Here is a 26789-nt window from a genome sequence, read left to right on the forward strand (position 1 = left end):
ATCATCAGAGTAGCGGTCGAACCGCTTTTGCTCTGCTCAAACCGTAGCACAGGGAGGTGCCCCGGGAATGCTCGTTTATATTCGCGGTGCCGGCGATATCGCCACGGGCGTCGCCGCTCGCTTGGTACGCGCCGGCGTGTCGGTCGTTATGGCCGATATCGCGGTTCCCACGTGCATCCGCCGCACAATCAGTTTTTGCGAGGCCATTCGCCTGGGCGAGGTCGAGGTCGAAGGCATTCGCGCTCGCTTGGCACAGACGCCGGCTGAGGCACTCGAGATTACCCAAGCGGGAGACGTCGCCGTTGTGGTGGACCCCCAGGCCAAGATGCTCGGCGAGCTGAAACCCGCGGCTGTGGTCGACGCGATTTTGGCCAAGCGCAACCTGGGCACCACGCGCGACATGGCGCCTGCCGTCATCGCCGTGGGGCCGGGCTTTACCGCGCCGGTCGATTGCGACGCCGTGGTCGAGACCATGCGCGGGCATTTTCTGGGCCGTGTCATTACCCAAGGTTCGCCCCAGCCCAACACGGGCGTGCCGGGCATTATCGCCGGCTTTGGCAAGGAGCGCGTTATCCACAGCCCCGCCGCCGGCGTGTTTCGGTCCGACCGCGCAATCGGCGACATCGTGCGCGCTGGAGACGTGATTGGCTACGCGGGCGATACTCCCATGGTCACGCAGATTGACGGCTGCTTGCGCGGTCTTTTGGCCGACGGCGTTCAGGTGACCGAGGGCTTTAAATGCGCCGACGTCGACCCGCGCGGCGATGCCAGCTATATCAACTATATTTCGGACAAAGCGACGTCGGTCGGCGGCGGCGTGCTCGAGGCACTCGCTATGCTCACCGATGTCTTTAGAGGATAGAAGGCGGCAATGGAAAAGCTCGATGTTGTGAATGCGGCGCTTGCCGCTCTGCGTGCTGGCGAGACGTGCGAACTCGTGGTCGTGGCCGGCACGGCAGGGTCATCGCCGCGCGGCGTGGGCGCCTGGATGGCCGTCTTTGCCGATGGCAGCCAGGCGGGCACCATCGGCGGCGGCAAGATTGAGCGCTTTGCGCTGAACGAGGCGCGCGAGCTCCTGAGCGCGGGACAGTCACGTCTGGTCCGCTACACCATGGGCGGCGAGAACTCCGATACCGGCATGATCTGCGGCGGAGCCATCTGCCTGTGCTATCTGCATCTGGATGTATCGCAGGTGCCGTTGTTCCAGTCGGTTGCCGACGTCTTGGCGTATCGACGCATTGGCGACTTCGTCATCGACTTTGAACCGTTTGTCATTCAGGCCCTCGAGGGCGATGTGGTCGAGTACCATGGCGAGACATCGCGCCATACCATTGCCGGCTGCCCCGAGCTTTCGCTGGTGGAGGAGGGGAGTAAGGTCACCTACACCAACGCCGCCTCCGAGATTCCCCCGGCGCACATCGAGACGCTCTGCCCCGAGGGCCTGACCTACATCTTTGGCTGCGGACACGTGGGCGCCGCGACGGCGCGCGTGCTCACGGCGGCGGGCTTTGCCGTTGTGGCGTGCGATGACCGCCCCGGCACGCTGACGCCCGAATGGGTGCCCGGTGTCTACGATCGTCGCCTGGTCGATTACAAGAACCTGAGCGAGCTGTGTCCCATCGGTCCGCGCGACTTGGTGGTCGTGGCCACAGCAGGCCACAAGTCCGATATCGATGTGGTGATTCAGGCCATGCGCGCCAAACCCGCCTACCTGGGCTGTCTGGGCTCGCGTCGCAAGACGGCCTTTGTGCGCGCCCGCCTGGAGCAGGAGGGCTTTACGCAGGACCAGATTGACGAGTTGCACCTGCCGATCGGCGTTGCCATCCAGGCCGAAGATCCCGAGGAGATCGCCATCTCCATCGCCGCCGAGATGATCCACCTGCGCCGCACCAAGCTCGTCCCCCGCAAGCGCTAATCGCATCCCCACCAATAAGTTGCGGTGAAATACGGACTGTTTAAGCCTGTTAGGCCGCCAAACAGTCCCTATTTCACCGCAACTGCTTTTTGGGACCCATTTGTGCGGGGGAGTTGTGGAGTTGTGCAGGCAGACGAGGTTTTTCTGGAAATACGCACCCAATGCGCGTATAGTACCGATTGTTTTGTCGGCTCCTGCTGCGTCGAGTCCAAACCGCGAAATGCCATGAGCGGCGCGGATGCAGCCAGGAGGCACGAGGACAACCCATCGTGGCCATGCCCCGTGCTTAAAACCCCAAGAAGGAGTGAACAATGGCAGAAGAGAAGTATGTGCCGCGTCTGAAGACCAAGTACAACAACGAGGTCAAGCAGCAGCTTCAGGACAAGTTCCAGTACGAGAACGTCATGATGATCCCCAAGTTTGAGAAGATCGTCGTGAACATGGGTGTCGGCGAGGCCGCTACCGATTCCAAGGCCATCGACGGTGCCGTGCGCGACCTGCGCGCCATCACCGGCCAGCAGCCGATGATCACCCGTGCCCGCAAGTCCATCGCTACCTTCCGCCTGCGCGCTGGTATGCCGATCGGCTGCAAGGTTACCCTGCGTGGCGACCGTATGTGGGAGTTCTTCGATCGTCTGACCTCCGTCGCGATCCCCCGTATCCGCGACTTCCGCGGCATCTCCGCCAAGAGCTTCGACGGCCGTGGTAACTTCTCCATGGGCGTCACCGAGCAGCTCATCTTCCCCGAGATCGACTTCGACTCCGTCGATCACCAGCGCGGTATGGACATCACTTTCGTGACCACCGCCAATACCGATGAGGAGGCCAAGGCCCTTCTGGACGCCTTCGGTTTCCCGTTCAAGAAATAGGTTCACCTGCCCTATAAGCGCCGTTCCCACAAGGGGGCGGCGCTTGGGGCGAACAATACTCTATGTGAGGAGGATATAAGTGGCTAAGACATCGATGATCGTCAAGTGCAATCGCAAGCAGAAGTTCTCTACTCGTGAGTACACGCGCTGCCAGCGCTGCGGCCGTCCGCACTCTGTGTACCGCAAGTTCGGCCTGTGCCGTGTCTGCTTCCGTGAGCTTGCACTCAAGGGCGAGCTTCCCGGCGTTAAGAAGGCCAGCTGGTAAGTCACTACCAGCGTTTCAAGCATCCGTTTGGAACAGGGAAAACGCGCTAGTTAGGCTTTGCCGTTAAGGGCGGCGAAGAACCAAGAGCACGTGTTCATCAAGAACGAAGGAGAATCTGTATGAACCTTACAGACCCGATCGCAGATATGCTTACGCGCATCCGTAACGCTAACTCTGTGAACAAGGCCACGGTCTCCATGCCGAGCAGCAAGAAGCTCGTCGAGATCGCTCGTGTTCTGCACGAGGAGGGCTACATCGAGGGCTACGATGTCGAGGACACCGTTCCCCAGAAGACTCTGCACATCACGCTTAAGTATGGTCCCAAGAAGGCTAAGGTCATCAACGGCATCCGCCGCATTTCCAAGCCGGGCCTGCGTAAGTACACCGGCGTTGCCGACATGCCCCGCGTCCGCGGTGGCCTTGGTACCGCCATTATTTCCACCAGCCATGGCGTCATGACCGACCGCGATGCTCGCAAGCACAACGTCGGCGGCGAGATCATCGCTTACGTCTGGTAATTCGCTCGGTAGGTAGAAGGAAAGGAGATCACCGTGTCTCGTATCGGTAATAAGCCTGTCCAGATTCCCGCCGGAGTCGAAGTGACAGTCAACGGCAACAACGTTGTCGTCAAGGGCCCCAAGGGCCAGCTCGAGCTCGATGTCTTTGAGAAGCTCGCTATCAACGTCGAGGACAACGTCCTCACCGTTTCCCGTCCCGACGACGAGCGTGAGACCCGTGCCCGCCACGGCCTCACCCGCGCCCTCATCCACAACATGGTTGTTGGCGTTTCCGAGGGCTTCGAGAAGAAGCTCGAGCTCGCCGGCGTCGGTTACCGCGTGCAGCAGAAGGGCAAGAACCTCGAGTTCTCCCTGGGCTTCTCGCACCCCGTGATCGTCGAGGCTCCCGAGGGCATCACCTTCGAGGTTCCCGACAACACCCACGTGAACGTCAAGGGTATCAACAAGCAGCAGGTCGGTCAGATCGCCGCTGAGATCCGCGGTCATCGTCCTCCCGAGCCTTACAAGGGCAAGGGTATCCACTACGTTGGCGAGCACATCCGCCGCAAGCTGGGTAAGGCCGCCAAGTAGTCGTAACCGACTCACTCGCATAAGACCAGCACCCCGTCAGGTGCTGGCAAGATCAACCTTTTTAGGAGTTTACGTATGAACAAGCATAAGGCGAAGCTGGAAGGCCTCAAGCGTCGTCAGCGTCGTGTTCGCGGCAAGGTCTCGGGTACCGCCGAGCGTCCGCGTCTTCGCGTGACCCGTACTAACGCCAACATCTATGCCCAGATCATCGACGACAGCAAGGGCTCCAGCCTGACGCTCGTCTCTGCCTCGACCCTCGAGGCCGAGTTCAAGGGCACTCACACCTCGAACAAGGAGGCTGCGGAGAAGGTCGGTCAGCTCGTTGGCAAGCGCGCCATCGAGGCCGGCATCACCAAGGTCGCCTTCGATCGTGGTGGCCGTATCTACCATGGCCGCGTCAAGGCCCTCGCCGACGGTGCTCGTGCCGCCGGTCTCGAGTTCTAGGAGGTATGTAGCACATGGCTCGTAATCAGAAGCAGCAGCGCGAGGCCTCCGAGTTCGAGGAGCGCGTCGTTTACATCAACCGCGTGTCGAAGACCGTCAAGGGTGGTCGTCGCATGAGCCTCGTCGCTCTCGTCGTCGTTGGCGACGGCAAGGGTAACGTCGGCGTTGGCATGGGCAAGTCCGCTGAGGTGCCCATGGCCATCTCCAAGGCGTCTCTCGATGCCAAGAAGAACATGTTCCACGTGCCGGTGACCGATCAGGGCACCATCCCGCACGAGGTTCTCGGCCACTTTGGTGCCGGCCGCATCATCATCAAGCCCGCTGTCGAGGGTACCGGCGTTATCGCCGGCGGCGCTGTGCGTCCCCTCTTTGAGCTTGCTGGCATCAAGAACGTCCTGTCCAAGTCCCTCGGTACCGACAACGGCCTCAACATCATCAAGGCTGCCGTCGAGGGCCTCAAGGAGCTCTCCAGCCCTGAGGACGTCGCGGCTCGCCGTGGCCTGACGGTCTCCGAGATGTTCGTCGGTAAGGAGAACTAAGCATGGCTGACACCATCAAGATCAAGCAGGTCCGCAGCACCAACGGTTGCAAGCAGGACCAGGTCCGTACTGTCCGTGCCCTCGGTCTCCACAGGATCCGCGAGGTTCGCGAGATTGCTGACAACGAGTCCGTCCGCGGCATGATCTTCAAGGTCAAGCACCTTGTCGAGATTGTAGAGGAGTAGCAAATGCAGCTTCACGATCTTACTCCCGCGCCCGGTTCCACCAAGAACCGCAAGCGCGTCGGCCGTGGCAATTCTTCGGGTCACGGCACCACTTCTGGCCGCGGCCAGAAGGGCCAGGGTTCCCGCTCTGGCGGCACCAAGGGTGCCGGCTTCGAGGGTGGCCAGACTCCGCTGGCTATGCGCCTGCCCAAGCTTCCGGGCTTCCGCAACCCCCGTCGTATCGAGTACACCGCCGTTAACGTTGAGCGTCTCGAGCGTAAGTTCGAGGACGGCGCTGTGGTCGACGGTGCCGCTCTTAAGGCCGCTCGCATCACCAAGAGCGAGTTCGAGCCCGTCAAGGTGCTCGGCAATGGTGAGCTCACCAAGAAGTTCACGGTCAAGGTCGACAAGGTCAGCGCTTCTGCGCAGGCCAAGATCGAGGCCGCCGGCGGAAAGGTCGAGCTGCCGTGCTAAATGGTCTTAAGAATGCTTTCCGCATCAAAGAATTGCGCGAAAAGATTCTTTTTACCATAGCTATGCTCGTCGTGTACCGCATTGGTGCGCACGTTCCTGTGCCCGGCATTCCCTTCCAGGGGATGCTGGGCCTTTTCTCGACCGATAACAATTCGGTCGCCGCAGGTGCTATGGCCCTCCTGAATCTTTTCTCTGGCGGCGCGTTGAGCTATGTGTCGGTGTTTTCGCTGGGCATCATGCCTTACATCACCAGCTCGATCATCCTCCAGATGCTCCAGGCCGTCGTGCCTTCCCTGCATGAGCTTGCCCGCGAGGGCGAGGTCGGTCAGACCAAGATTACGCAGTATTCGCGTTACCTCACCCTGGCTCTGGCAATCCTCAACTCCGTGGGTTACCTCTTCCTCTTTAAGAGCTTCGGCATCAGCTTCAATGGCGCCGGCGCTCCCGAGATCATCTTCGACCTCATGATCGTCGGTACGCTCACCGCGGGCGCCATGCTGATCATGTGGATTGGTGAGCTCATCACCCAGCGCGGTATCGGCAATGGCATGTCGCTGATCATCTTCGCGAACATCATGGCCGGTCTGCCGCAGGCTATCTTCTCCAGCACCGAGGGCAATGCCGGTGGCATCATCACCATGGTGATCATCTGCGCCATCATCCTGCTGGTTATCCCGCTGATTGTTTTCCTTGAGCGCGGCCAGCGCCGCATCCCGGTCTCCTACGCTAAGCGCGTCGTGGGCCGTCGCATGATGGGTGGCCAGACCACCTACCTGCCCATCAAGGTCAACACCGCGGGTGTCGTGCCGATCATCTTCGCTTCGGCGCTGCTGTACTTCCCGGCTCAGATTGCCGTGTTCTTCCCCGGCATCGGCTGGATTCAGGCAGTTGCCTCCGCGCTTTCGACCGGTTGGCTCAACTGGGTGCTTAACGTTGTCCTCATCGTGTTCTTCGCGTACTTCTACACCTCCATGGTGTTCAACCCCGATGACACGGCCGATAACCTTAAGAAGCAGGGTGGCTTTATTCCGGGCGTCCGTCCGGGTAGGGCTACCGCGGCCTACATCAAGAACGCGCTCAACAAGATCACGCTTCCCAGCGCTGTCTTTTTGGCGCTCATCGCCATCGTGCCTTCGATCATCTTCTCCTTCACGGGTAACCACCTGATCCAGGCATTTGGCGGCACGTCCATCCTCATCATGGTCGGCGTCGTGCTCGACACAGTCGATAAGCTCGAAGGCCAGATCAAGATGTATGATTACGATGGATTCTTTAAATAGGCTAGAGGAGGATTGCTCATGAACCTCGTATTGCTCGGAGCTCCGGGTGCCGGTAAGGGCACCGTCGCACAGGAGCTCGTCGCCGAGTTTGGCGTCGCTCACATTTCCACGGGCGACCTGCTGCGTGCTGCCGTCAAGGGTGGCACCGAGCTTGGTATTCAGGCTAAGAAGTACATGGATGCTGGCGAGCTCGTTCCCGACCAGCTCGTGATCGATCTTGTCAAGGAGCGCCTTGCCGCCGATGACGCCCAGCAGGGCTTCATCCTCGACGGCTTCCCGCGCAACACCGCCCAGGCCGTGACGCTCGATTCCGAGCTTTCCGCCATGGGTCGCGAGATCGACTGTGCCCTTCTGGTCGATGTGGCCCCCGAGGTCATTATCGATCGTCTGTCTTCGCGTCGCACCTGTCGCGCTTGCGGTTACACCGGCACTGCTGCCGATGCCACCTGCCCCAAGTGCGCAGGCGAGATGTATCAGCGCGACGACGATAAGCCCGAGACCATCAAGAACCGTCTCGACGTCTACGAGAAGTCCACGAGCCCGCTCGTCGACTACTATCGTGGCCAGGGTCTGCTCAAGTCGGTCAACGGTGACCAGGCTCGCGAGACCGTGTACGGGGATGTCAAAGAGGCTCTCGGTCTATGATCAAGATTAAGTCTGCAACGCAAATCGAGCAGATGAAGAAGGCAGGAGCGCTATCTAAGATGGCGCTCCGCCACGTTGGAGCCATGGTGCGCCCCGGCGTTTCGACTTTTGAGCTCGATCAGCTCGCGGAGCAGATTATCCGCATGCATGGCGGCACCCCGGCCTTTAAGGGTTACGGCGGGTTCCCGGGGACCATTTGCGCATCGATCAACGATGCCGTGGTCCACGGTATTCCCAACCCCGACATGATCCTGCGCGATGGCGATATCATCTCCATCGATACGGGAGCCGTTGTCGACGGTTGGGTCGGCGATAACGCTTGGACGTTTTTCGTCGGCACCCCCACGCCTGAAGCCAAGGCTTTGTGCGAGGTCACGCGCGATTGCCTTAAGGCTGCTATCGAGCAGGCCGTTCCCGGTAACCATATCGGGGACGTCGGTTATGCCGTTCAGTCTCTCGCCGAGTCTCACGGTTACGGCGTGCTTCGTGATTATGTGGGCCATGGCATTGGCCGCGTGATGCACGAGGACCCCAACGTTCCTAACTATGGAAAGAAGGGGAGGGGCGTTCGACTCCAGGCCGGCATGGTCATTGCCATCGAGCCGATGGTTACGATGGGTTCCAACCATGTGAGCACGGGCTCCGACGGTTGGATTGTTACGACCAACGACCACCTGCCCGCCGCGCACTACGAGAACACCGTCGCTATTACCAATGACGGTCCGGTGATTCTCACCACGGATGCGCAAGGTGCTTGGTGTTCCTTGCAGGGCGGTGAAATGTAGGGCTTGCGTCAAATGTACGCTTTAACATTTCAAATGTAACAAGTTCCATTTAGTTGTGGAGCCATTACGAAGTTATTACGATGCGTGCATACGTGTTGTAGAATACTCAATTGCTGTCGTTTTCTAGAGAAAGATGATTGCTTGTGAAGAAGGAAGACGCAATTGAGCTCGAGGGTACGGTAAAAGAGCCGCTGCCCAACGCCATGTTTAAGGTCGAGCTCGAGAACGGTCATTCGGTTCTGTGCAACATTTCTGGCAAGATCCGAATGAATTACATCCGCATTCTCCCCGGTGACAGGGTTGTCGTGGAGCTTTCCCCGTACGACCTGACCCGCGGCCGCATCACCTATCGCTACAAATAGCGGCACGCATACACGCACTCCATTTCCGGCTGCAGGCTTAGCTCAACCTACGGTCGGATTGTGTGTGAAGACCAGCCATAGTTTTAAACGCCTGCGGCTGGGCGAGTAGATAGTAGGGAAGTAGTTTGAGCGCTACCGAAAGGAAGAACGATGAAGGTACGTCCTTCGGTCAAGAAGATGTGCGATAAGTGCAAAATCATTAGGCGCCATGGCAAGGTCCTCGTCATTTGCGAGAACCCCCGTCATAAGCAGCGTCAGGGTTAAGAGAGGAGACTACGTTGGCCCGTATTAATGGTGTCGACCTCCCGCGTGAGAAGCGCGTTGAGATCGGTCTGACCTACATTTACGGCATCGGCCGCACCACTGCGACGAAGATTTGCGTCGAGTGCAACGTTAACGTGGATACGCGCGTTAAGGACCTCACCGAGGATGAGGTTAACGCCATCCGCGATTATATCGATAAGAACCAGATCATGGTTGAGGGCGACCTCCGCCGTGAGCGCAACCAGAACGTCAAGCGCCTTATGGACATCGGCTGCAACCGCGGCCTTCGTCACCGCAAGGGCCTCCCGGTCCGCGGCCAGCGCACCCACACTAACGCTCGTACCCGCAAGGGCCCGAAGCGTCAGATCGGTGCTAAGAAGAAGAAATAAGGAGCGCTAGATAGATGGCTACTGCTAAGAAGAACGTTCGCGCTGCCCGTCTGAAGCGCGCGGACCGTAAGAACATTTCCGTGGGCCAGGCTCACATTCGTTCTACGTTCAACAACACGATCGTTTCGATCACCGATCCCCAGGGCAACGTCATTTCCTGGAAGTCGGCTGGCCAGGTGGGCTTCAAGGGCTCCCGTAAGTCCACGCCGTTCGCTGCCCAGATGGCTGCCGAGGCTGCTGCCAAGCAGGCCATGGAGCACGGTATGAAGAAGGTTTCCGTCTTCGTCAAGGGCCCCGGCTCCGGTCGTGAGACCGCCATCCGCTCCCTCCAGGCTGCTGGCCTCGAGGTCTCGAGCATCCAGGACAAGACCCCCATTCCGCACAACGGCTGCCGCCCCAAGAAGCGTCGCCGCGTGTAACTGAAAGGATCGTATCAATATGGCAATCGACAGGACTCCTGTTCTTAAGCGCTGCCGTCAGCTCGGGATCGATCCCGCTGAGCTCGGTTACAGCAGCAAGAAGGAATCTATCCGTCAGCCCAAGCGCCGTCGCAAGGAATCTGAGTACGGCATGCAGCTGCGCGAGAAGCAGAAGGTCAAGTTCATCTATGGCGTTCTGGAGAAGCAGTTCCACGGCTACTTCAACAAGGCCCGCAAGATGAACGGCGTCACCGGTGAGAACCTCATGATTATCCTTGAGTCTCGCCTCGACAATGTCGTCTTCCGTCTTGGCTTCGCCCGCACCCGCAAAGAGGCTCGTCAGTCCGTCCGTCACGGTCACTTCACCGTGAACGGCAAGCGCGTGGACATCCCGTCCTACCGCGTCAAGGCCGGCGACGTCGTCGCTGTCGGCGAGAAGTTCCGTGACCTCCTCCCCATCAAGGAGGCCCTGATTTCCTCCGAGCGCTTTGAGGTCCCTGGCTGGCTCGAGGTCGATATCGAGAAGCTGTCTGGTAACGTGCTCGCTCTGCCGACGCGTGAGCAGATCAGCGGTGATATCAACGAGCAGCTCATCGTCGAGCTCTACTCTAAGTAGTCCATCCGGGCTGCTGAGGCTGGAGGTAATACATGTCAGAATTCATTAGGCCTCAGGTTCAGGTCGAAGAGATCAACGAGACGTCTGCTCGTGTCTCCGTCGAGCCGCTCGAGCGTGGTTACGGCGATACGCTGGGTAACTCCCTTCGTCGCGTTCTTCTGTCCTCGCTCGAGGGTGCCGCCGTCGAGGCTATTCAGATCGATGGTGCGCAGCACGAGTTCATGACCATCCCTAACATGGTCGAGGATGTCACCGACATCGTCCTGAATGTCAAGGGTCTTGTCTTCAGGGCTCTCGGCACGACCGACGAGGCGACCGCCACCATCTCGGTTGACGGCCCCTGCGAGGTCACCGGTGCGGACTTCTTTATTCCGTCCGAGTTTGAGCTGGTCAACCCCGAGCAGCACATCGCTACGCTCACCGAGGGTGGCCATCTCACCATGAGCATGCGCATCGGCTATGGCCGCGGCTATGTTTCTGGCGAGGCCAACAAGCGCGACAACGATCCCATCGGTGTGATCCACGTCGACTCGCTGTACTCGCCGGTTTCCCGTTGCGCCAAGCTCGTTGAGGCTTGCCGTGTCGGTCAGCACACCGACTACGACCGCCTTGTCCTCGAGATCGAGACCAACGGCTCCATCGCCCCGCGCGACGCCGTGGTCCAGGCTGCCAATATCATCAACCAGCATATGGCCGCCTTTATGAACCTTGCCGAGACCCCCGAGGTCGAGGAGGAGGCTTCGATCTTCGCTCCCGAGGTCACCAACGACAACGCCGAGCTGGACAAGCAGATCGAGGATCTGGACCTTTCCGTCCGTTCCTACAACTGCCTTAAGCGCGCCAGCATTCACTCGGTCCGTCAGCTCGTTGAGTTCTCGGAGAACGATCTGCTCAACATCCGTAACTTCGGTGTTAAGTCGATCGAGGAAGTGAAGGACAAGCTTGAGTCCATGGGCCTGAGCCTGAAGGCTTAATGCTTCGCATATTTGAGGAGAAACTAGACCATGCGTCACAACGTTAAGAAGGGCCTGAAGCTCGGCACCGATGCGAGCCACACCAAGGCCATGAAGAAGAGCCTTGCTAAGGCCCTCTTCGAGAACGACCGCATCAAGACCACCGAGACCCGCGCTAAGGCGCTGCGTTCGGTCGTCGACCCGATCATCACTTGGGCCAAGAAGGGCGACCTGCACTCTCGTCGTCTGGCTATTGCCAAGCTCGGCGATAAGCAGCTCGTTGCCGAGATCTTCGACAAGGCTGCTCAGGGCATGTGGCAGGACCGCAACGGCGGTTACACCCGCATCATGAAGCTCGGTAACCGTAAGGGCGACAATGCTCCCATCGTTATCATGGAGCTCGTCACCGAGCCTTGCACGCCTAAGGCCAAGAAGGCCGCTCCGGCCCCCAAGAAGGCCGCTGCTCCCAAGAAGGTCGAGGCCGTCGAGGAGGCTCCTGCTGAGGAGACCGCTGAGTAGACTTTCCGTCTGCATAGGCTATATTCGAGGGGTACGTTCGCGTACCCCTCTTTTTTTGTCGCGATACCGTTACTTGTTTGTTGGGAGCGCCCATGACTGCGCCGTCTGATTTCAATTCGATTTCCGAGCTCGATGCCACGCTCGTCTTTCGCGTGGGCTACGATGGCTCGCCGTATAGCGGCTTTGCCGAGCAGCCTGGTCAGACGACGGTTGCGGGCGAGCTGCGCCGCGCTATCGAGACGCTCCTGCGCCGTCCGATCGACCTGACGTGTGCGGGGCGCACCGATGCCGGCGTGCATGCGGTGGCGCAGTACATCAGCGTGCCCGTAACGGACGCTGAGCTTGCGCTGACGCGCCGTAGGTGGCTGAGGGCCATGGATGCTCTGCTGCCGAAAGATGTCGCCATAAACGAGGTCTACAGGGCCCGTAAAGGCTTTTCTGCACGCTTTGATGCGCGTTCCCGTACGTATACGTACCGTATTGCCGATCGCGACGCGCGTCCCGTGCTCTCACGGGGTGCCGTGTGGTGGCATCGCTATCCCTTGGATGTTGAGGCTATGTCTGCTGCCTGCCCCGCGCTGCTGGGCGAGCAGGACTTTAAAAGCTTTTGCAAGGTTGCCTCGGCCGTTGGCAAGCCCACGCATCGCTGCGTGATGCGTGCCGAGTTTGGCCATGAGGTTGCGTTTGGCGAGGACATCCTGACGTTTACCATCGAGGGCAATGCGTTTCTGCATTCGATGGTCCGCACGATCGTGGGCACGCTTGTCGAGATTGGCATGCATCGCCGTGAATCCGAGTGGATTCGCGAGGTCATCGATGCTTGCGACCGTACCGCTGCGGGCCCCACGGCTCCTGCCTGCGGCCTTACGTTTATGGGCGTGGATTACGATCCCGCCGAGCTCGTCGTGCTCGACTAGGGGAGGGCTCGACGCGTCGTGCGTCGACACCCGTCATCTGTGGGCTGCGCGTGTGCAACATCTGTTCTTGGCGTGCAATACAACCGGTGTCTAATTGCTTTTATTGTCGGGGTGTACCATGAACCACGGTTTGATTCATTGCTGTCGAGAGGACGGATAACTTGGTTCGACGTGGCTCGCATCCGCGACTTTCGGTGATCCTTGTGGTAGAAGGTTCGCCCAGCTATGCGATGCGTGCGCTCGAGAGTATCCAGAACCAAGACCTCTACGATTTGCAGATTGTCGTTGTTTGCCGCGATGCTGCGCCCGGTGTGCGCCATTCGCTTCAAGTTGCTGCCGACAGGGACATCCATATTGATTTGATTGACGTCGAGGACGCGAAGCGCGGTGCTTGTCTTCGTGCCGGTTTTGCTGCCTCGCGTGGCTCTCAAATCATCGCCATGAACGCCGATGAGTGGTTTGCTCCGCAGACCCTTTCCAAGATGGTCGATATCGCGTGCGATACTGCGGCAGACATTGTGCTCCCCTCGGTGTCGCTCGATCGATACGATGTGCATCGCGAGCGTCATTCGCGCGTCTTGGATGCTGCTCATATTTCCATTGATGGCAAATCTTCGATGGTGGCCGGGCTGCCTCAGTTGATTTTAGGCGGCCTTGTCGTTCAGACCTCTGGCGTGATGTACAGCCGCTCGCTGTTTGAGGCATGCCTTTTGTGCGACAAGGTGTTTCGCACAGTTGGGTTTATGGCATGCGCGCTTTCGCAGGCACGATGCGTGTCCGGCTGCGGCGATGCTTGTTTCCACGCGGCGGCACCTAAGCTTACAGATGCCTTTGATCCCACCATGTATGCCAAGGTATCCGATGATACCCGAGCGCTCGACGAGCTTGCGGACTCACTCTCGGAAGCAGATAGCGGTGGTCGGCTCAAGCTGGCAAGCCAGAAGTTCTACTTTGCCGGACTGGTCGCCTGCATCGAGAATTTGTGTCTGAGCCCGCATGGGGTGTCGTCAATCGAGCGTTCCGCCCGCATGCGTGATATGCTCGAGGCGCCTCGAACCCGTCAGATGGTCGCCGCGCTCAAGGATAACCATCGGGGACTCGGTCTGTTGTTTGGGCCGATCGCCAGCGCCAAGCCCGCGCGCTGCGTGATATGTACGCATCTGGCAGCTTTTCTTAACCGGACGGGCGCAAAAACCGCCTAAACGGCTCATTTCGAAACAAATTTGCATAGAATTGTTTCGAAATGCGTTCTTATACACAAAAGCCTTCAAATAGCGTTAAACTATTCAATCACTGATTGATTGTCTCCGCCATCTTTTGGAGAGAGGGTTTGTATGGCTAAAAAACGCAATGGGCGCCAGGATGCCATTAGAGATATTGTGCGCAATAAGGACGTTCGCACGCAGCGCGTGCTGGTCGATGAGCTCCGCGCTATGGGCTTTGATTGCACGCAGGCGACTGTCTCTCGCGATATTGCCGATATGGGGCTGCGTAAGCTCCCTGAGGGCATCTATGTTCTGGCAGAGGACCTGCATCTGCAGCGTATGGTTTCCGAGCTCGTAACGGGCGTTCTGCGCACCGATAATCTGGTTATGATTAAGGCTCAGCCTGGCACGGCTTCCGGCATCGCCGCCGCTGTTGATGCGGCAGAGCTGCCCGATGTGCTTGGCTCGCTTGCCGGCAACGATACGATTTTGGTTATTGCCCAGACGGCCGAGGACGGCGAGCGTCTTGAGGCGCTGATCAATAAGCTGAGCAATTCTCGCAAGTAGGCGTGCGGGTCGTGCGCTCGGCACTGTGCGCGCTGACATAGTGGCTTGTAAGGGGTATCGACGTTGGTCGGTACCCCCTTTTTTGTCTGCCGGTATAAAGACCGCCCATCAGGTCGCTTTAAACAAAAAAGGCCCCCGAGCAGTTTAATAAGCTGCTCGGGGGCCTTGTTGCTTATGGCCAGATGATTTCTAGCCGACCGTATCGTCAGGCGTGGGCGAGGGGTCGGGAGTGGGTGTAGGCGTAGGCGTAGGCGTGCCGCCATCGCCGCCGGTCGAACCACCAGTGGAGCCGCCCGTCGAGCCACCGGTCGTACCGGTGCCGCCGGTGGTGTCGCCGCCCGTGGTCTCGGTGGTCGTGGTCGTCGTGGTAGTCGTTGTGGTGGTTTCCTCTTCGTCCTCGTTCTCGTCCTTGTCGTCGTTCTCCGTCTTCTTGGAGTTGTTGGTGCCGTAGAACTTCCAGACGCTGTTGTTCTTGTAGGTGGGCGCCGTTCCGGTCGCAAACTCCTCGCGCTCGGTACCGGTCAGAACGGTGTTCATAAACCGCTTAAAGACAGGCAGGTTGGTGCTGTCGCCCAGCAGATCTGTGCCGTATTTTTGGATGGGGATCTCGCCCGCGGAATAGCCGGTCCACAGAGCGCACGCCAGCTGCGGGGTATAGCCGCAGAACCACAGGTTGGTGGTGTTGTCGGTGGTGCCCGTCTTGCCGGCATAGGGCTGGTTGACGCTCAGGGCGCCGGCAGCACCCGTACCGCCGCCCTGCATGACGCCGGACAGAACATCGGTGACCGCGGCGGCCTCGCCCTCGGTAAGCACCTGTGAGGGATTGTCGGTGTGCTGGTACAGCACCGAACCGGTACGAGAGTCAATCTCGGTGATGGCGATCGGCTGGCGATAGTAGCCGCCGTTGGCAAACGTCGCGTAGGCAGCGGCCATCTCGAGCGGCGAGATCGAGCCGGTGCCGAGCGTCATGACGGGAACGTCCTCGATGTTGTCCTTGGCGGGATCGATGCCGAGCTTTTTGACGAGTGAGATGATCTTGCTGTTGCCGACGGCTTCCGCCACCTGGATGTAGCCGGTGTTGGAGGAGTATGCCGTTGCCTGCTTAAGCGTGATGTTGCCATAGCTATGGTTGGCGTAGTTTTGGACCTCGGTCGTGGTGCCCTTGGCCTTGAGCGGCGAGTTGCAGTTGAGGGTGACGTTGGGGTTCATGCCGTTTTGGATGGCAGTTGCCAGCGTAAAGGCCTTGAAGGTGGAGCCGACGGGACGCTTGGCTGTGGCATGGTTTACGTGGTTCTCGTCGGCGTTGTAGTCGTAGCCGCCCACCATGCACTTGATGTAGCCGGTCTTGGGGTCGACGACGACCATGCCCATGTCCAGGCCGTCGAGTGAGAGTGTGTCGAGCTGCTCGCGGACGGCATTCTCTGCCACCTGCTGCATCGTGGGGTCGATGGTGGTCTTGACGGTCAGGCCGCCCTTAAAGAGCACGTCGGTCGAGAACTCATGCTCCAGCAGCTGCTTAACATAGGCGACAAAGTAGGGCTGCGAGTATACGTCGACGCCGCTGCCCGAAATCTCGGTCACGTTGAGGGTGATGGGCTCGGCCTGTGCGGCATCGTGCTCCTCCTGCGTGATGTGGCCCAGGCGCAACATGTTGTCGAGGACCTTGTTGCGACGGGACAGCGCTAGGTCGGGGTTGACCGTGGGGTCGTACTGCGAGGGCGAGTTGGGAAGGCCGATGAGCAGCGCGGCCTCGCTGAGGGTGAGGTCGGCGGCACTCTTGGACAGATAGGTCTCGGCTGCGGCCTCGATGCCGTAGGCGCCGTGGCCGTAGTAGATGGTGTTGAGGTACATCATGAGGATCTCGTCTTTGGAGTACATGTCCTCCATCTTGACGGCGATGTAGGCCTCGCGCACCTTACGCTCGATGGTCGAGTCGAACTGCTCCTCCTGCAGGATGGTGTTGCGCACCAGCTGCTGGGTGATAGTCGAGGCGCCTTCGTGTCCGCCGCCGAGGGTTGCCACCGCAGCACGCGCGATACCCCACAGGTCGATACCGCCGTGCTCGTAGAAGCGCTCGTCCTCGACGTCAACGGTGCCCTGCAGCACGTAGGGGGAGACCTCGTCCTTGGTGATGGACTTGCGGTTTTGCGTGTAGAAGCTCGCAATCTTGTTGCCGTTGCAGTCGACGATCTCGGTGGGCTCGCTCACCAGATACGCGTTGGCGTCGGTGTAGTCGGGCAGATCGGACAGCCAGCGGTTGACGTTGCCGACCATGCCGATGCCAAATGCCACGCCCGCGATAAGCAAAAAGCCCAAAAACGAGAGCAGGATTATGGGCAGAGCGTGCGTCTTTGAACGGCTGCGTCCCTGTCGTTGGCGAGGACCCATATATTGACCTCCAGGTATGTCGTGCCGGACGGCGGACGTGCCGTCGGGGCAGGATGGACATAAGTTATTACACGATAAACCAAACGGGGCGCGCGAGGCCTCGTGTATGCTGGAAGACGGCATTTTTCAGAGTGAATGCATACCTTGGTAAGGAGTTTTCCGATGGCGATTCGGGCTATGGGGCCGAGCGGACAATACGAGACTGGATTGGATGCTACCGGTGCGGCGCTGCCCGAGCTGCTGGCGCCGGCGGGCGGACTCGACCAGATGCTTGCGGCCATCGCCGCGGGTGCCGATGCCATCTATGCGGGGTTGGGCGGCTTTAACGCCCGCGTGAGCGCGCACGGTTTTACCGATGACGAGTTTGCGCGCGGCTGCGCCGTGGCGCATGTCCATGGCGTGCGTGTGTACGTAACGCTCAACGTGTTCGTGTTTGACGATGAGTTGTCCGACGCGGTGGCGTTGGGAGCTCATGCACTGGAGCTGGGCGCCGATGCTCTGATTGTCGCCGATGCCGGGCTGGCCTGTGCACTGCGCGCGGCGATTCCCGGGGTCGAGATTCACCTGTCCACGCAGGCGGGCGCTCATAGCGAGAGCGCCGTGCGGCTTGCCGCCGATGAGCTTGGGGTCGAGCGCGTGACGACGGCACGCGAGCTGACGGTCGACGAGATTGCGGCGCTATGTGCCACGGGCGTGCCCATCGAGGTATTCTGCCACGGTGCGATTTGCATCGGATATTCGGGGGCGTGCGAGTTCTCGGCCCTGCGGCGTGGGCGCTCGGCGATGCGCGGCGACTGCACGCAGCCGTGCCGTCTGGCGTACGACCTGGTGGACGAGGCGGGACAGAGTGTTGTCGCCGTCGAGGGAGATCGCCTGCTGTGCCCGCGCGACTATCTGGGTATTGCGCATCTGCCCGAGCTTGTAGATGCCGGCGCGGCGTCGCTCAAGATCGAGGGGCGCATGAAGAACCCCGATTACGTATTCAACGTGGTGCGGGTGTGGCGCCGGGCGCTCGATATGCTGTGCGACGGCGCGTGGGACCCCGGTGCCGTGGAAGAGCTTGAGCGCGAGCTGGGAAGGTCGTTCAACCGTGGGTTTACCGACGCGTATCTGCGGGGGCGTTCGGGCGCCGAGCTTATGAGCTTTGAGCGTGCGATCAACCAAGGTGTGCGCGTGGGACGCCTGGTGGCCGTTGGCCACGAGGAAGTGACCGTCGAGCTCGATGCCGCCGTGGCGGCGGGTGACACGCTCGAGATTCGGTTCTATCCGGGTGCCGACGCGCATTCCGATGTGCCCAAGCGCTGGCCGCAGGTGCCCTGCCCGGTGGATGCCGCAGCGGGGAAGCGCGTCGTCGTGCATTGCAAGCGTAAGGTGGACGCGGGCTGCGAGGTGTACCTGATTCGCAGCGCCGGCGTGTTGGATCAGACGGCGGCGGTGTTGGAGCGCATGCGGGCCGAGGCAGATGCGATTGCGCCCGTTGCACGTGCCGTTGAGGTACTGCCCTTTGAGGACGTTGCGGTGGATGGCGGTGCGTCGACGGAGTTGGTGGAGTGCGCGGCTCCCGCTCGCATGGTTTTTGCTTGGCAACTGATGGATGCCGACCCGCGCGGAGAACTCGATTTGTCCGACGCCGTTGTGGTGCTTGACGAGGTGTGCCGCACGGGTGACGCTGACCGGACCCGCTCACTGATGCAGCGTGCCGGGCGCGTTGTCTGCCGCAACCTGGGACAGGTGGTGATCGCTCGCGAGCTGGGCGTGACGTTTGACGTGGCGGCGCCGGTGTTCTGCGCGAATCGGGCCACGCTTACCTGGCTGCGCGGACTCGGTGCGGGGCGGGTGTACTTGCCGGCCGAGTTGCTCGGCAATGATGCGGAGCGTATTGCCGAACTGGCTGCTGAACCCGGCGTCTGGGGTCCGGTCGACGCCGACCGTCCCGAGCTTATGGTGTGCGAGCACTGCCTGCTGACCGCCGAGGGCGTCTGCGCTACCGATGCGACGGGACAGGTCCGTTGCCGCGACTGCTTGCGCCGTCGGCAGGTACGCTATCTGGTCGAGCGTGACGGTACACGTCTGCCGGTCGCCGTTGACGCGTGCGGCAGGACGAGGATTTTCCTGTCGTAGGTGCCGCGTCGCGTCAGTTTGTTATCATATGAGAGTTTATGGACTTCCAGCACCGCCGTATCCGGTGAGGGTGCTATAGCAAAAGGAGGATACCCAATGCTGTCTGTTGACGAGCAAATGCGTATCATCACCTCGGGCGCCGCGCAGATCGTCCCCGAGGCCGACCTTCGCAAGAAGCTTGAGAAGGGCGAGCCCCTCAACATCAAGCTCGGCGTCGATCCCACCAGCCCCGACCTGCACCTGGGCCACGCCGTGCCGCTGCGCAAGATGCGTCAGTTCCAGGACCTGGGCCACAACGTTACCCTCATCATCGGCAACGGCACCGCGCTGATCGGCGACCCCTCGGGCAAGAACTCCACGCGTCCGCAGCTTTCGCAGGAGCAGATCGAGGCCAATGCCGAGACCTACGTGAGCCAGGCTATGAAGATCCTGGATCCCGAGAAGACCACCATCGTGCACAACGGTGACTGGATCCTTTCGATGGACCTGGCCGGTCTGCTGCAGGTATGCTCCAAGTTCACCGTCGCCCGCATCCTTGAGCGCGACGACTTTACTAAGCGCTACCAGTCTCAGACGCCGATCGCCCTGCACGAGTTCCTGTACCCCGTGATGCAGGCCTTCGACTCCGTTCAGATTAAGGCCGACGTGGAGATGGGCGGCACCGACCAGCTCTTCAACCTGCTCGCCGGCCGCGAGCTCATGGAGAAGATGGGCATGGAGCCGCAGATCGCGCTCACCATGCCGCTGCTCGAGGGCACCGACGGCGTGCGCAAGATGTCCAAGTCCTATGGCAACTACATCGGCCTGACCGACGCTCCCAAGGATATGTTCGGCAAGACCATGTCCATCCCCGACGAGATGATCGGCAAGTACTACCGCCTGGCGAGCTCGCTCACCCCGGCCGAGGTCGACAAGATCGACGCTGCCCTGGCCGATGGTTCTGCCGACCCCTACGAGCTCAAGCGCGCTCTGGGTCGCGACCTGTGCGACACCTACCACGGCGCCGGTGCCGGCGACGAGGCTCAGGCCGAGTTCGACCGCGTGTTCAAGGAGGGCCAGCTCGCCGACTTCCCCGAGAAGCACGTTGAGCTGACCGTCAACGACGAGGGCCAGATCTACCTCGCCGGCCTGCTCAAGGACCTGGGTCTTTCTGCTAGCGCCGGCCAGGCCCGCCGCGATATCGACGGCGGCGGCGTCAAGATCAACGGCAAGGCCGTGGCTCCCAAGAGCTATAACATCGATCCCAGCGCCCTCAAGCTGGGCGACACCCTCTCCGTGGGCAAGCGCAAGGGCTTCAAGTTGATTTAGTTCCGCCGTTCTAACGAACGGCGGGCCGGCCGACGCTGCGCGGGCCGCATTTGGACAATCTGACGTTCAACTTCAAGGGCGCGACCAGAAGGTCAGCGCCCTTTCGTTTCACGTCACCTTGTCTCAAATGCGGCCCGCTCGCTGTCGTTGCCAAAACATCGGCGCTCCCGTTGTTGACACTTTGGGACACTCCTTGTATTGGTGCTCAGCGGCAGTCCCCATTGCACCAAGTGGCGTGTGCCGTTAAGCGGAGGGGCGTATTGTTGACCCATCGTTTGGGCATACAATGGCTATTGGTTTGCTGCGGTGAAGGTCTGTCCGCTCCGCAGCTTTTTCTACGGCTAAAGGAGTATGTATGTCCGTTGAGGTCATGAGGTCTGTGATCGAGGCCGCCGAGGGGCGCGTGCCCGTCGACACGCTGTTTACCAATGCACAGATCGTCGACGTGTATGGCCAGCGTGTGGCGTCCGGTAGCGTTGCCGTCAAGGACGGTGTGATCGTCGGCGTGCTCTACGATGGTCGCGACGATGCCGCTGGCACCTACGAGGCAACTGAGGTCATCGACTGCCAGGGTCGCTATCTCGCTCCCGGTTTTATTGACGGACATCTGCATATCGAGTCTTCGAACATCCGTCCCGCCGAGTATGCTCGCATGGCCGCGACGCGCGGTACCACCACCGCCATTGCCGACAGCCACGAGATTGCCAATGTTGCCGGTCTCGACGGCTTGCGCTTTATGATTGAGGATGGCCGCCGCGCACCCATCTCCATCAAGTACATGATGCCTTCGTGCGTGCCCGCGCTGCCCGATGAGCAGGCCGGTGCCGTTATTTCGGCTGCCGATATGCAGGCGTTTTTTGCCGAGCATCCGGGCGATGTCTTTGGTCTGGGCGAGATGATGAACCTGCCGGGCGTCTTTATGGCCGATCCCGAGACCTGTGCTCGTATCGACGCTGCCAACCAGACGCCGTCCAAGCAGGTCGACGGCCATGCGCCACTCGTTGCCGGCAAGGACCTCAATGCCTATGCCGCGGCGGGCATTATCGCCGACCACGAGTCGACGATTCCCGAGGAGGCGCTCGACAAGCTGTCTCGTGGCATGTACGTGATGCTGCGCGAGGGTACGTGCAGCCATGACCTGGCCAACCTGTCGCCGATGCTGCTGGAGAATCCCGCGCGCGCCCGCCGCTGCTGCTTTGCGACTGACGACCGCGCCCCTTCCGATGCGCTTGCGACCGGCATGATCGACAATGCCTGCCGCGTGGCGATTGAGGCCGGTATCGACCCCGTGGTCGCTATCTCTATGGCGTCCCTCTCCACGGCCGAGGCGTTTGGCCTGGATCACGGCTGCTGCGACCCGCACGAGCTCCGTGGTGCGATTGCCCCGGGCAAGCGTGCCGACCTGCTGGTGCTCAATGACTTGACGTTTGCTACGGCTCCGCATCGCGTATATGCCGCCGGTGCCCTGGTGGCGCAGGACGGCACCTTTGTGGGCGAGATTGCACCCGAGATGGCCGAGGTTGAGGCCCTTGCCGATGAGCTGCGCGCCTCCGTTAAGCTGCCGAAGCTTTCGCTCGACGTATTCGACTATGCCTTTAAGCAGGGCGAGGCCGTGATTGACGTGGTGCCGGGTAAGGCCATCACGGGCATGGTTCGTCCCGAGACTGACGAGGACTTGCGTCGCATTATGCTGATTGAGCGCCATGGCCGCGGCGCGTCGCTGCAGGCCGAGGGCGCCGACGGCGACGGCCCCGCTGGCCTGGGCCTGGTCGGTAAGCATATCGGTCGCGGCTGGGTGCGCGGCTTTACCATCACGGGTGGCGCCATTGCCTCCACGATCGGCCACGACTCGCACAACGTGTGCGTGGTGGGCGACAATGCCGCCGATATGATGGCTGCTGTCGAGGCCGTGGGCCAGGGCGGTCACGTGCTGGTGCGTAACGGCGAGGTCGTGGCGCGCATTCCGCTGGCGCTCGGTGGCCTTATGAGCGAAGGCACGGCCGAGGACGTTGCCGCGCAGCACGACGACTTTATGGTCAAGGCGCGCGCCATGGGTATTGAGCCGCCGCTCGACCCCATCATGGGCATCATCTTCCTGCCCCTGCCGGTCATCCCGACGCTCCGCATCCGCCCCGAGGGCATGTTCGACGTCACGACCTTCACCTACGCCGACTAGTCATCGGGGACGTTCTTAAATGACTAGTCGTCGGGGACACTCTTTGGCGTGTCGCCTGACGCTGCGATTGTGGGACCTCTGACATGTGTGAGCTATTTGCCAGGTCCTTGTAACGTTTACGCCCGCGGAGTCTTATTTGAGCTCCCTTTGGGTACGTTGGAATCGGATACACGTTCGATTCCAACAAGTCCGAAGGGAGCTTTTCTATGTTTAAACTGATTGCATCCGATATGGATGGCACACTGCTTGACGAAAACGGCCAGGTGCCTCCCGAGACCTACGAACTGATTCTGGCGCTACGCGAGCATGGCGTGCATTTCGCCGCATCGTCAGGCCGCCGCTACGATCGCCTGTGCGAGTTCTTTGCGCCCGTTCGCGACAAGATGGACTTTGTCGCCGCTAACGGTGCCCAGGTCTTCGCCGACGGCAAGATGGTAGACCGTGAGGTGTATTCGCACCTGGCGATTCGAAGGCTCGCCCAGGCCGTCGCGACGTTTCCCAATCTGCATCTTGCGCTTTTTGACCGAACCAAGTCCTTCTTGCTCGATGACGAGTGCAAGTTCGTGCGTGAGGTCGATAAGGACCTTCCCAATGCCGAGCGTATTTGGGAGCTGCCCGATCCCAGCGTAAATATCATCAAAGCGAGTATCTTTTGCGACGACAGTGCGGTTATGGACAGTGCGTACGTGCTACAGCGCGAACTTGGTCAGCTCTTTACTTTTGCGCCTTCGGGCAACGCGTGGATCGATGCCATGCAGCCTGGTGTGTCGAAGGCCTCGGGTATCGCACAGCTCGCGGAGCATTACGGCATTGGACGCGACGAGGTCATGGCGTTTGGCGACTCGATGAACGACTACGAGATCATTCGCTTTGTCGGCACGGGCTGCGCGACGGAAAACGCGCGCCCCGCGCTCAAGGCGGTGGCCGATCGCGTCGTAGGCTGCAACCGCGACCACGCCGTTCAGCATGAGCTCCGTCGCGTGCTGGAGAGTCTCTCCTAATCCGGCAGATGGGGACGTTCCCTTTCTGCCGGCAGCTGGGGACAGTCCTTGCAGCTTTTTGCGAAGAGTGTCCCCAACGACTAGTCGTTTAAGAACGTCCCCAATGACTACCAATGACTAGGCGAGGGCGGCCATGATGGTGCGGGCGACGCCGTCGTGGTCGTTGTCGTATTCGGTGATGGCGTCGGCGGCGTCGCGGTCCTCGGGCTCGGCGTTGATTATGGCCATGCCGTGGCCCGCTGCCTGCAGCATGGGGATGTCGTTGATGTTGTCGCCGAACGCCCAGGCGTCGGCGAGACGCTCGCCCAGATGCTCGCATAACCACGTGAGGGCCGTTCCCTTGGTGGCGCCCTCACCCATGACCTCGATATTCATGGCGTACGAACGCGTGACCTCAATGCCTCCGAGCGTGTCGAGCTCTGCTGCGATGGCGTCGCGATCGGCCGGGTCGTGCCAGTACATGGCGATGCGTTCGAGCGTCTCGACCTCGTCGATCTTGCTGTCGATATCCATGTCGATCGGTGTTCGTGTGCGCTTGAGCGAAGCCGCGATGTGGGGGTCACCGCCGCAGAACTCATCCAGGCGCCCGTAAAGCGAGCGGGGGAGGAAGCACTGTCCATCCGCGAAGATATCGAAGGTCACATCGTGGCCGGCGGCAATGCGATGGATGCGGTGGGCAATGCCACGGTCGAGCGGACGGTTCAAGATGCGCGTGGCGCACGAGGCGTCGGTGGGCACATCGTCGTCGAGCTGCCAGACGCTGGCGCCGTTGGCACAGACCGCGTAATGCACGGCGGGATGGGCGAGAATGGGCTCAAAGATGCCCGACAGCGGACGCCCCGTGCAGGGGACAAACTCGATGCTACGATGTGCGAGCTCGTCGAGCATTGCCCAAGTGGCGTCGCTCATCTGCTTATCGCTCGTCAGCAGCGTTCCGTCCATATCGGAAAACACAATCATTTGATGCAGCCCTTTCTACTGGCAAAAAAGCGTGGCCAAGGGCTTGGGTCCCTGGCCACGCTCAAGATCTATAACGGTCCGCGTCCTATCGGTCGGCGAGTGGCTTGTACTCCAGCGGCTCGATAACCGGGCGGTAGGCGGGGCGGATGATGCGGTGCGCGCAGAAGAGCTCTTCCATGCGGTGTGCCGACCAGCCGGCCATGCGGGCGACGGCGAATAGCGGCGTAAAGAGCGTCTCGGGCACGCCGAGCATCTTGTAGATAAAGCCCGTGTACAGGTCGATGTTGGCGCAGATAGGCTTGGTCATGCCGTGGTCGCGCATGACCTGGGGTGCCAGGCGCTCGATGCGCTCGATGAGCGCGAACTCTTCGCCCAAGTCCTTCTTGGCTGCCAGTGAGCGCGCGTAACGGCGGCAGACCTCGGCGCGCGGGTCGCTGAGCGTATAGACGGCGTGGCCCATGCCGTAGATGAGGCCTGTGCCGTCGAAGGCCTGCTTGTCGAGGATCTTGCCCAGGTAGGCCGCGACCTCGTCCTCGTCCTCCCAGTTGGAGACATGCGCGCGGATGTCCTCGTGCATAGACACGACCTTGGCATTGGCACCGCCGTGGCGCGGGCCCTTGAGCGAACCGATAGCCGCGGCGTAGGCGGAATACGGGTCGGTGGCCGAAGATGACAGCACGCGGCAAGCGAAGGTGGAGTTGTTGCCGCCGCCGTGCTCGGCATGCAGCATGAGCATAACGTCGAGCAGCATGGCTTCGTCGCGGGTGAACGCCATGCCGCCGCGCAGGACCTGCAGGATGGTCTCGGCGGTGGAGAGACCGGGCGTGGGGTGCGGCACGTGAACCTCGGAGCCGCGAAGCTTGGCGACCGAGGCCATGTGTGCGAAGGCGGCAATGCGCGGGAGACGTGCGAGCATGGAAATGGCGACGTCGATTTCGTGCTCAGGCGTGATCACGTCTGGTTCGGCATCGAAGGCGTAGAGCAGCAGTACGGCGCGCTGGAGCACGTTCATGATGCTCGACGACACTGTGGTCATAGGGAACTCTTTAACGTACTCGTCGCTCAGATGTCTAAAGGCGCCCAGGCGCTCGCAGAAGCCGTCGAGCTCTTCCTTGTTGGGCAGCGAACCCGTGATAAGCAGATAGGCGACTTCTTCGTAGCCGTAGCGATTCTCGGCCTGGGCATTGTTGACCAGATCCTCGATGCTGTAGCCGCGAAGCGTGAGCTTGCCCTGATCGGGCACGACCTTTCCGTCGACCTTGTTGTAGCCGTGCACATCCGAGATGCGAGTGAGGCCCGCGACCACGCCCGAGCCGTCGGCATTGCGCAGGCCGCGCTTGACATTGTGCTCGACAAACAGGCCCTCGTCATAAGGGTCGGTCGGCAGGCCGTGGTAGAGGCTTTCGCTCTCAGGCGAAATCTGGCGGCTTGCTTCGTAATCCAGAACCAGGCGGCTCAAGTGGTCATCGAAGCGGTAATAGATTTTCTTGGCGTCGTAGGCCATGCGCGCTCCTCTCCGGGCCGCATCGGGGTGACTTGCATGGGCATGCGCGCGTCAGGCTATCCCCAGCGGCTTGCTCGCTACAGGCGGTACATAAAGTTAAAGACGTCCTCGCGCTGGATGGACACGTTGACGCCCGAAAGCTCGCCTGCTTCGGCCAGGGCCTTCTGCAGTTCGGCGAAGTCGAGCTTGGACTCGGCGGTGTCGGCCAGCATGGTCATGGTGAAGATGTCCTCGATAATGGACTGCGTAATGTCGCGGATGTCGACGTTGGCCTCGCCCAGGACACGGGTGACGCCGGCGACGATGCCGGGGCGGTTCTTGCCAAGGACGGTGATGACGATACGGGAGGACGAGATCTCGGCCATGGGAAACCCTTTCGCGTGGTTGCGGCGCGCGGGGGCGCTCCGCTACGGTACAGTGTTCATCATTGTACCCGTCTGGCGCCAAAAGGGGTGTGCTTACTGCGGCGTTACACGTCTGCAACATGGGCGAAGGGGCGACAGGGTGCGTGTTCGCCGCGGTTGGCCACGCCGCGTTACGCAAAGACCGTGAACCTTTTGTGGGACGCGCGGCGCCGTGGTACCATAGCCGAGTTTGTTGTCTTGGTCGGAAACCAAGACGCCTTATGCGCTGATCGGTAACCAGCGCCTGA

31 protein-coding genes are annotated in these 26789 nt (G+C 60.7%); 27 read left to right on the forward strand and 4 right to left on the reverse strand.

From position 1 onward, the window contains the following. The first annotated feature begins 67 nt into the window (after nt 1-67). The 23 genes from yqeB to PMX60_RS00170 all read left to right on the forward strand — a co-directional run bounded on the left by yqeB (nt 68) and on the right by PMX60_RS00170 (nt 14679). Nucleotides 68-862 (forward strand): selenium-dependent molybdenum cofactor biosynthesis protein YqeB, encoded by a 795-nt coding sequence (yqeB, locus tag PMX60_RS00060; protein ID WP_271746463.1) that lies wholly within the window; start codon nt 68-70, stop codon nt 860-862. A 9-nt stretch (nt 863-871) separates the two neighbouring features. Further along, nucleotides 872-1915: an XdhC family protein gene (locus tag PMX60_RS00065; protein ID WP_271746464.1), complete on the forward strand. Its 1044-nt coding sequence runs from the start codon at nt 872-874 to the stop codon at nt 1913-1915. 311 nt (nt 1916-2226) lie between these two features. Next, entirely contained in the window at nt 2227-2784 is a 558-nt protein-coding gene (gene rplE, locus PMX60_RS00070; protein ID WP_006235260.1) for a 50S ribosomal protein L5, read from the forward strand. A gap of 79 nt (nt 2785-2863) precedes the next feature. Beyond that, nucleotides 2864-3049 carry a type Z 30S ribosomal protein S14 gene (locus tag PMX60_RS00075; protein ID WP_022094280.1) on the forward strand — a complete coding sequence of 62 codons (186 nt, stop codon included), beginning with the start codon at nt 2864-2866 and terminating at the stop codon, nt 3047-3049. A gap of 119 nt (nt 3050-3168) precedes the next feature. Further along, complete coding sequence (rpsH, locus tag PMX60_RS00080) at nt 3169-3567, forward strand: 30S ribosomal protein S8 (protein WP_006235262.1); 399 nt, start codon at nt 3169-3171, stop codon at nt 3565-3567. 33 nt (nt 3568-3600) lie between these two features. Further along, nucleotides 3601-4137 carry a 50S ribosomal protein L6 gene (gene rplF / locus PMX60_RS00085; protein ID WP_271746465.1) on the forward strand — a complete coding sequence of 179 codons (537 nt, stop codon included), beginning with the start codon at nt 3601-3603 and terminating at the stop codon, nt 4135-4137. Between the two features lie 75 nt (nt 4138-4212). Next, nucleotides 4213-4581, forward strand: a complete 369-nt coding sequence (rplR, locus tag PMX60_RS00090; RefSeq protein ID WP_055252235.1) for a 50S ribosomal protein L18 — start codon at nt 4213-4215, stop codon at nt 4579-4581. A gap of 14 nt (nt 4582-4595) precedes the next feature. Then, on the forward strand, nt 4596-5120 hold the full coding sequence (gene rpsE, locus PMX60_RS00095; RefSeq protein WP_022094279.1) for a 30S ribosomal protein S5: 525 nt from the start codon (nt 4596-4598) through the stop codon (nt 5118-5120). Between the two features lie 2 nt (nt 5121-5122). Continuing rightward, a complete protein-coding gene (gene rpmD / locus PMX60_RS00100; protein WP_006235266.1) occupies nt 5123-5305 on the forward strand; it encodes a 50S ribosomal protein L30 in 183 nt (60 codons plus the stop codon). Nucleotides 5306-5308: 3 nt separating this feature from the next. Continuing rightward, nucleotides 5309-5758 (forward strand): 50S ribosomal protein L15, encoded by a 450-nt coding sequence (gene rplO, locus PMX60_RS00105; RefSeq protein WP_271746468.1) that lies wholly within the window; start codon nt 5309-5311, stop codon nt 5756-5758. Then, nucleotides 5752-7038 carry a preprotein translocase subunit SecY gene (secY, locus tag PMX60_RS00110; protein WP_035137447.1) on the forward strand — a complete coding sequence of 429 codons (1287 nt, stop codon included), beginning with the start codon at nt 5752-5754 and terminating at the stop codon, nt 7036-7038. Before rplO ends, secY begins: the two co-directional genes overlap by 7 nt. Before the next feature lie 18 nt (nt 7039-7056). Then, nucleotides 7057-7683, forward strand: a complete 627-nt coding sequence (locus tag PMX60_RS00115) for an adenylate kinase (protein WP_055252238.1) — start codon at nt 7057-7059, stop codon at nt 7681-7683. Continuing rightward, complete coding sequence (gene map / locus PMX60_RS00120; protein ID WP_006235270.1) at nt 7680-8468, forward strand: type I methionyl aminopeptidase; 789 nt, start codon at nt 7680-7682, stop codon at nt 8466-8468. The genes PMX60_RS00115 and map overlap by 4 nt, the downstream gene beginning before the upstream one ends. Nucleotides 8469-8611: 143 nt before the next feature. Then, entirely contained in the window at nt 8612-8830 is a 219-nt protein-coding gene (gene infA, locus PMX60_RS00125; protein ID WP_035137443.1) for a translation initiation factor IF-1, read from the forward strand. 150 nt (nt 8831-8980) lie between these two features. Beyond that, nucleotides 8981-9094 (forward strand): 50S ribosomal protein L36, encoded by a 114-nt coding sequence (gene rpmJ / locus PMX60_RS00130; RefSeq protein ID WP_006363204.1) that lies wholly within the window; start codon nt 8981-8983, stop codon nt 9092-9094. Between the two features lie 14 nt (nt 9095-9108). Beyond that, complete coding sequence (rpsM, locus tag PMX60_RS00135) at nt 9109-9483, forward strand: 30S ribosomal protein S13 (protein WP_022094275.1); 375 nt, start codon at nt 9109-9111, stop codon at nt 9481-9483. A gap of 14 nt (nt 9484-9497) precedes the next feature. Next, a complete protein-coding gene (gene rpsK, locus PMX60_RS00140; protein ID WP_006235274.1) occupies nt 9498-9902 on the forward strand; it encodes a 30S ribosomal protein S11 in 405 nt (134 codons plus the stop codon). A 19-nt stretch (nt 9903-9921) separates the two neighbouring features. Next, complete coding sequence (gene rpsD / locus PMX60_RS00145; RefSeq protein ID WP_006235275.1) at nt 9922-10518, forward strand: 30S ribosomal protein S4; 597 nt, start codon at nt 9922-9924, stop codon at nt 10516-10518. Between the two features lie 32 nt (nt 10519-10550). Then, nucleotides 10551-11492 carry a DNA-directed RNA polymerase subunit alpha gene (locus tag PMX60_RS00150; protein WP_006235276.1) on the forward strand — a complete coding sequence of 314 codons (942 nt, stop codon included), beginning with the start codon at nt 10551-10553 and terminating at the stop codon, nt 11490-11492. A gap of 30 nt (nt 11493-11522) precedes the next feature. Beyond that, nucleotides 11523-11990: a 50S ribosomal protein L17 gene (gene rplQ, locus PMX60_RS00155; protein WP_006235277.1), complete on the forward strand. Its 468-nt coding sequence runs from the start codon at nt 11523-11525 to the stop codon at nt 11988-11990. Nucleotides 11991-12082: 92 nt separating this feature from the next. Continuing rightward, nucleotides 12083-12907: a tRNA pseudouridine(38-40) synthase TruA gene (truA, locus tag PMX60_RS00160; RefSeq protein ID WP_271746469.1), complete on the forward strand. Its 825-nt coding sequence runs from the start codon at nt 12083-12085 to the stop codon at nt 12905-12907. 203 nt (nt 12908-13110) lie between these two features. Further along, nucleotides 13111-14109, forward strand: a complete 999-nt coding sequence (locus PMX60_RS00165; RefSeq protein WP_271746470.1) for a glycosyltransferase family 2 protein — start codon at nt 13111-13113, stop codon at nt 14107-14109. Nucleotides 14110-14241: 132 nt separating this feature from the next. Further along, nucleotides 14242-14679, forward strand: coding sequence for an arginine repressor (locus tag PMX60_RS00170; protein WP_006235280.1), 438 nt, complete (start codon nt 14242-14244; stop codon nt 14677-14679). A gap of 189 nt (nt 14680-14868) precedes the next feature. Here PMX60_RS00170 and PMX60_RS00175 read toward each other — a convergent pair whose 3' ends face one another. Continuing rightward, a complete protein-coding gene (locus PMX60_RS00175) occupies nt 14869-17067 on the reverse strand; it encodes a transglycosylase domain-containing protein (protein WP_271746471.1) in 2199 nt (732 codons plus the stop codon). A gap of 162 nt (nt 17068-17229) precedes the next feature. On the opposite strand from PMX60_RS00175, the gene PMX60_RS00180 reads away from it, so the two are divergent. The 4 genes from PMX60_RS00180 to PMX60_RS00195 all read left to right on the forward strand — a co-directional run bounded on the left by PMX60_RS00180 (nt 17230) and on the right by PMX60_RS00195 (nt 23673). Next, the gene (locus PMX60_RS00180; RefSeq protein WP_271746472.1) at nt 17230-19188 is read left to right on the forward strand and encodes a peptidase U32 family protein; all 1959 of its coding nucleotides are present in this window, start codon (nt 17230-17232) and stop codon (nt 19186-19188) included. A gap of 96 nt (nt 19189-19284) precedes the next feature. Continuing rightward, nucleotides 19285-20496 (forward strand): tyrosine--tRNA ligase, encoded by a 1212-nt coding sequence (tyrS, locus tag PMX60_RS00185; protein ID WP_006235283.1) that lies wholly within the window; start codon nt 19285-19287, stop codon nt 20494-20496. 355 nt (nt 20497-20851) lie between these two features. Beyond that, entirely contained in the window at nt 20852-22672 is a 1821-nt protein-coding gene (locus PMX60_RS00190; protein WP_271746473.1) for an adenine deaminase, read from the forward strand. Between the two features lie 206 nt (nt 22673-22878). After that, a complete protein-coding gene (locus tag PMX60_RS00195) occupies nt 22879-23673 on the forward strand; it encodes a Cof-type HAD-IIB family hydrolase (RefSeq protein WP_271746474.1) in 795 nt (264 codons plus the stop codon). Nucleotides 23674-23790: 117 nt separating this feature from the next. Here the strand turns inward: PMX60_RS00195 and PMX60_RS00200 are convergent, their stop codons facing one another. The 3 genes from PMX60_RS00200 to PMX60_RS00210 all read right to left on the reverse strand — a co-directional run bounded on the left by PMX60_RS00200 (nt 23791) and on the right by PMX60_RS00210 (nt 26502). Then, complete coding sequence (locus PMX60_RS00200) at nt 23791-24633, reverse strand: Cof-type HAD-IIB family hydrolase (RefSeq protein WP_271746475.1); 843 nt, start codon at nt 24631-24633, stop codon at nt 23791-23793. Between the two features lie 85 nt (nt 24634-24718). Then, nucleotides 24719-26137 carry a citrate synthase gene (locus PMX60_RS00205; RefSeq protein WP_195444908.1) on the reverse strand — a complete coding sequence of 473 codons (1419 nt, stop codon included), beginning with the start codon at nt 26135-26137 and terminating at the stop codon, nt 24719-24721. Between the two features lie 77 nt (nt 26138-26214). Beyond that, nucleotides 26215-26502, reverse strand: a complete 288-nt coding sequence (locus PMX60_RS00210) for an ACT domain-containing protein (protein ID WP_006235289.1) — start codon at nt 26500-26502, stop codon at nt 26215-26217. Nucleotides 26503-26789: the final 287 nt, after the last annotated feature.

Origin of the sequence: Collinsella aerofaciens (assembly GCF_028206995.1) — a bacterium.
Classification (GTDB): Bacteria; Actinomycetota; Coriobacteriia; order Coriobacteriales; family Coriobacteriaceae; genus Collinsella; species Collinsella aerofaciens_AQ.

What these genes read in the sequence shown, in the direction of transcription:
- yqeB (WP_271746463.1), top strand. Translation starts at nt 68, where the DNA reads ATGCTCGTTTATATTCGCGGTGCCGGCGATATCGCCACGGGCGTCGCC.
- PMX60_RS00065 (WP_271746464.1), top strand. Translation starts at nt 872, where the DNA reads ATGGAAAAGCTCGATGTTGTGAATGCGGCGCTTGCCGCTCTGCGTGCT.
- rplE (WP_006235260.1), top strand. Translation starts at nt 2,227, where the DNA reads ATGGCAGAAGAGAAGTATGTGCCGCGTCTGAAGACCAAGTACAACAAC.
- rpsH (WP_006235262.1), top strand. Translation starts at nt 3,169, where the DNA reads ATGAACCTTACAGACCCGATCGCAGATATGCTTACGCGCATCCGTAAC.
- rplR (WP_055252235.1), top strand. Translation starts at nt 4,213, where the DNA reads ATGAACAAGCATAAGGCGAAGCTGGAAGGCCTCAAGCGTCGTCAGCGT.
- rpsE (WP_022094279.1), top strand. Translation starts at nt 4,596, where the DNA reads ATGGCTCGTAATCAGAAGCAGCAGCGCGAGGCCTCCGAGTTCGAGGAG.
- rpmD (WP_006235266.1), top strand. Translation starts at nt 5,123, where the DNA reads ATGGCTGACACCATCAAGATCAAGCAGGTCCGCAGCACCAACGGTTGC.
- rplO (WP_271746468.1), top strand. Translation starts at nt 5,309, where the DNA reads ATGCAGCTTCACGATCTTACTCCCGCGCCCGGTTCCACCAAGAACCGC.
- PMX60_RS00115 (WP_055252238.1), top strand. Translation starts at nt 7,057, where the DNA reads ATGAACCTCGTATTGCTCGGAGCTCCGGGTGCCGGTAAGGGCACCGTC.
- map (WP_006235270.1), top strand. Translation starts at nt 7,680, where the DNA reads ATGATCAAGATTAAGTCTGCAACGCAAATCGAGCAGATGAAGAAGGCA.
- rpmJ (WP_006363204.1), top strand. Translation starts at nt 8,981, where the DNA reads ATGAAGGTACGTCCTTCGGTCAAGAAGATGTGCGATAAGTGCAAAATC.
- rpsK (WP_006235274.1), top strand. Translation starts at nt 9,498, where the DNA reads ATGGCTACTGCTAAGAAGAACGTTCGCGCTGCCCGTCTGAAGCGCGCG.
- rpsD (WP_006235275.1), top strand. Translation starts at nt 9,922, where the DNA reads ATGGCAATCGACAGGACTCCTGTTCTTAAGCGCTGCCGTCAGCTCGGG.
- PMX60_RS00150 (WP_006235276.1), top strand. Translation starts at nt 10,551, where the DNA reads ATGTCAGAATTCATTAGGCCTCAGGTTCAGGTCGAAGAGATCAACGAG.
- rplQ (WP_006235277.1), top strand. Translation starts at nt 11,523, where the DNA reads ATGCGTCACAACGTTAAGAAGGGCCTGAAGCTCGGCACCGATGCGAGC.
- truA (WP_271746469.1), top strand. Translation starts at nt 12,083, where the DNA reads ATGACTGCGCCGTCTGATTTCAATTCGATTTCCGAGCTCGATGCCACG.
- PMX60_RS00170 (WP_006235280.1), top strand. Translation starts at nt 14,242, where the DNA reads ATGGCTAAAAAACGCAATGGGCGCCAGGATGCCATTAGAGATATTGTG.
- PMX60_RS00175 (WP_271746471.1), bottom strand. Translation starts at nt 17,067, where the DNA reads ATGGGTCCTCGCCAACGACAGGGACGCAGCCGTTCAAAGACGCACGCT.
- PMX60_RS00180 (WP_271746472.1), top strand. Translation starts at nt 17,230, where the DNA reads ATGGCGATTCGGGCTATGGGGCCGAGCGGACAATACGAGACTGGATTG.
- tyrS (WP_006235283.1), top strand. Translation starts at nt 19,285, where the DNA reads ATGCTGTCTGTTGACGAGCAAATGCGTATCATCACCTCGGGCGCCGCG.
- PMX60_RS00190 (WP_271746473.1), top strand. Translation starts at nt 20,852, where the DNA reads ATGTCCGTTGAGGTCATGAGGTCTGTGATCGAGGCCGCCGAGGGGCGC.
- PMX60_RS00195 (WP_271746474.1), top strand. Translation starts at nt 22,879, where the DNA reads ATGTTTAAACTGATTGCATCCGATATGGATGGCACACTGCTTGACGAA.
- PMX60_RS00200 (WP_271746475.1), bottom strand. Translation starts at nt 24,633, where the DNA reads ATGATTGTGTTTTCCGATATGGACGGAACGCTGCTGACGAGCGATAAG.
- PMX60_RS00205 (WP_195444908.1), bottom strand. Translation starts at nt 26,137, where the DNA reads ATGGCCTACGACGCCAAGAAAATCTATTACCGCTTCGATGACCACTTG.
- PMX60_RS00210 (WP_006235289.1), bottom strand. Translation starts at nt 26,502, where the DNA reads ATGGCCGAGATCTCGTCCTCCCGTATCGTCATCACCGTCCTTGGCAAG.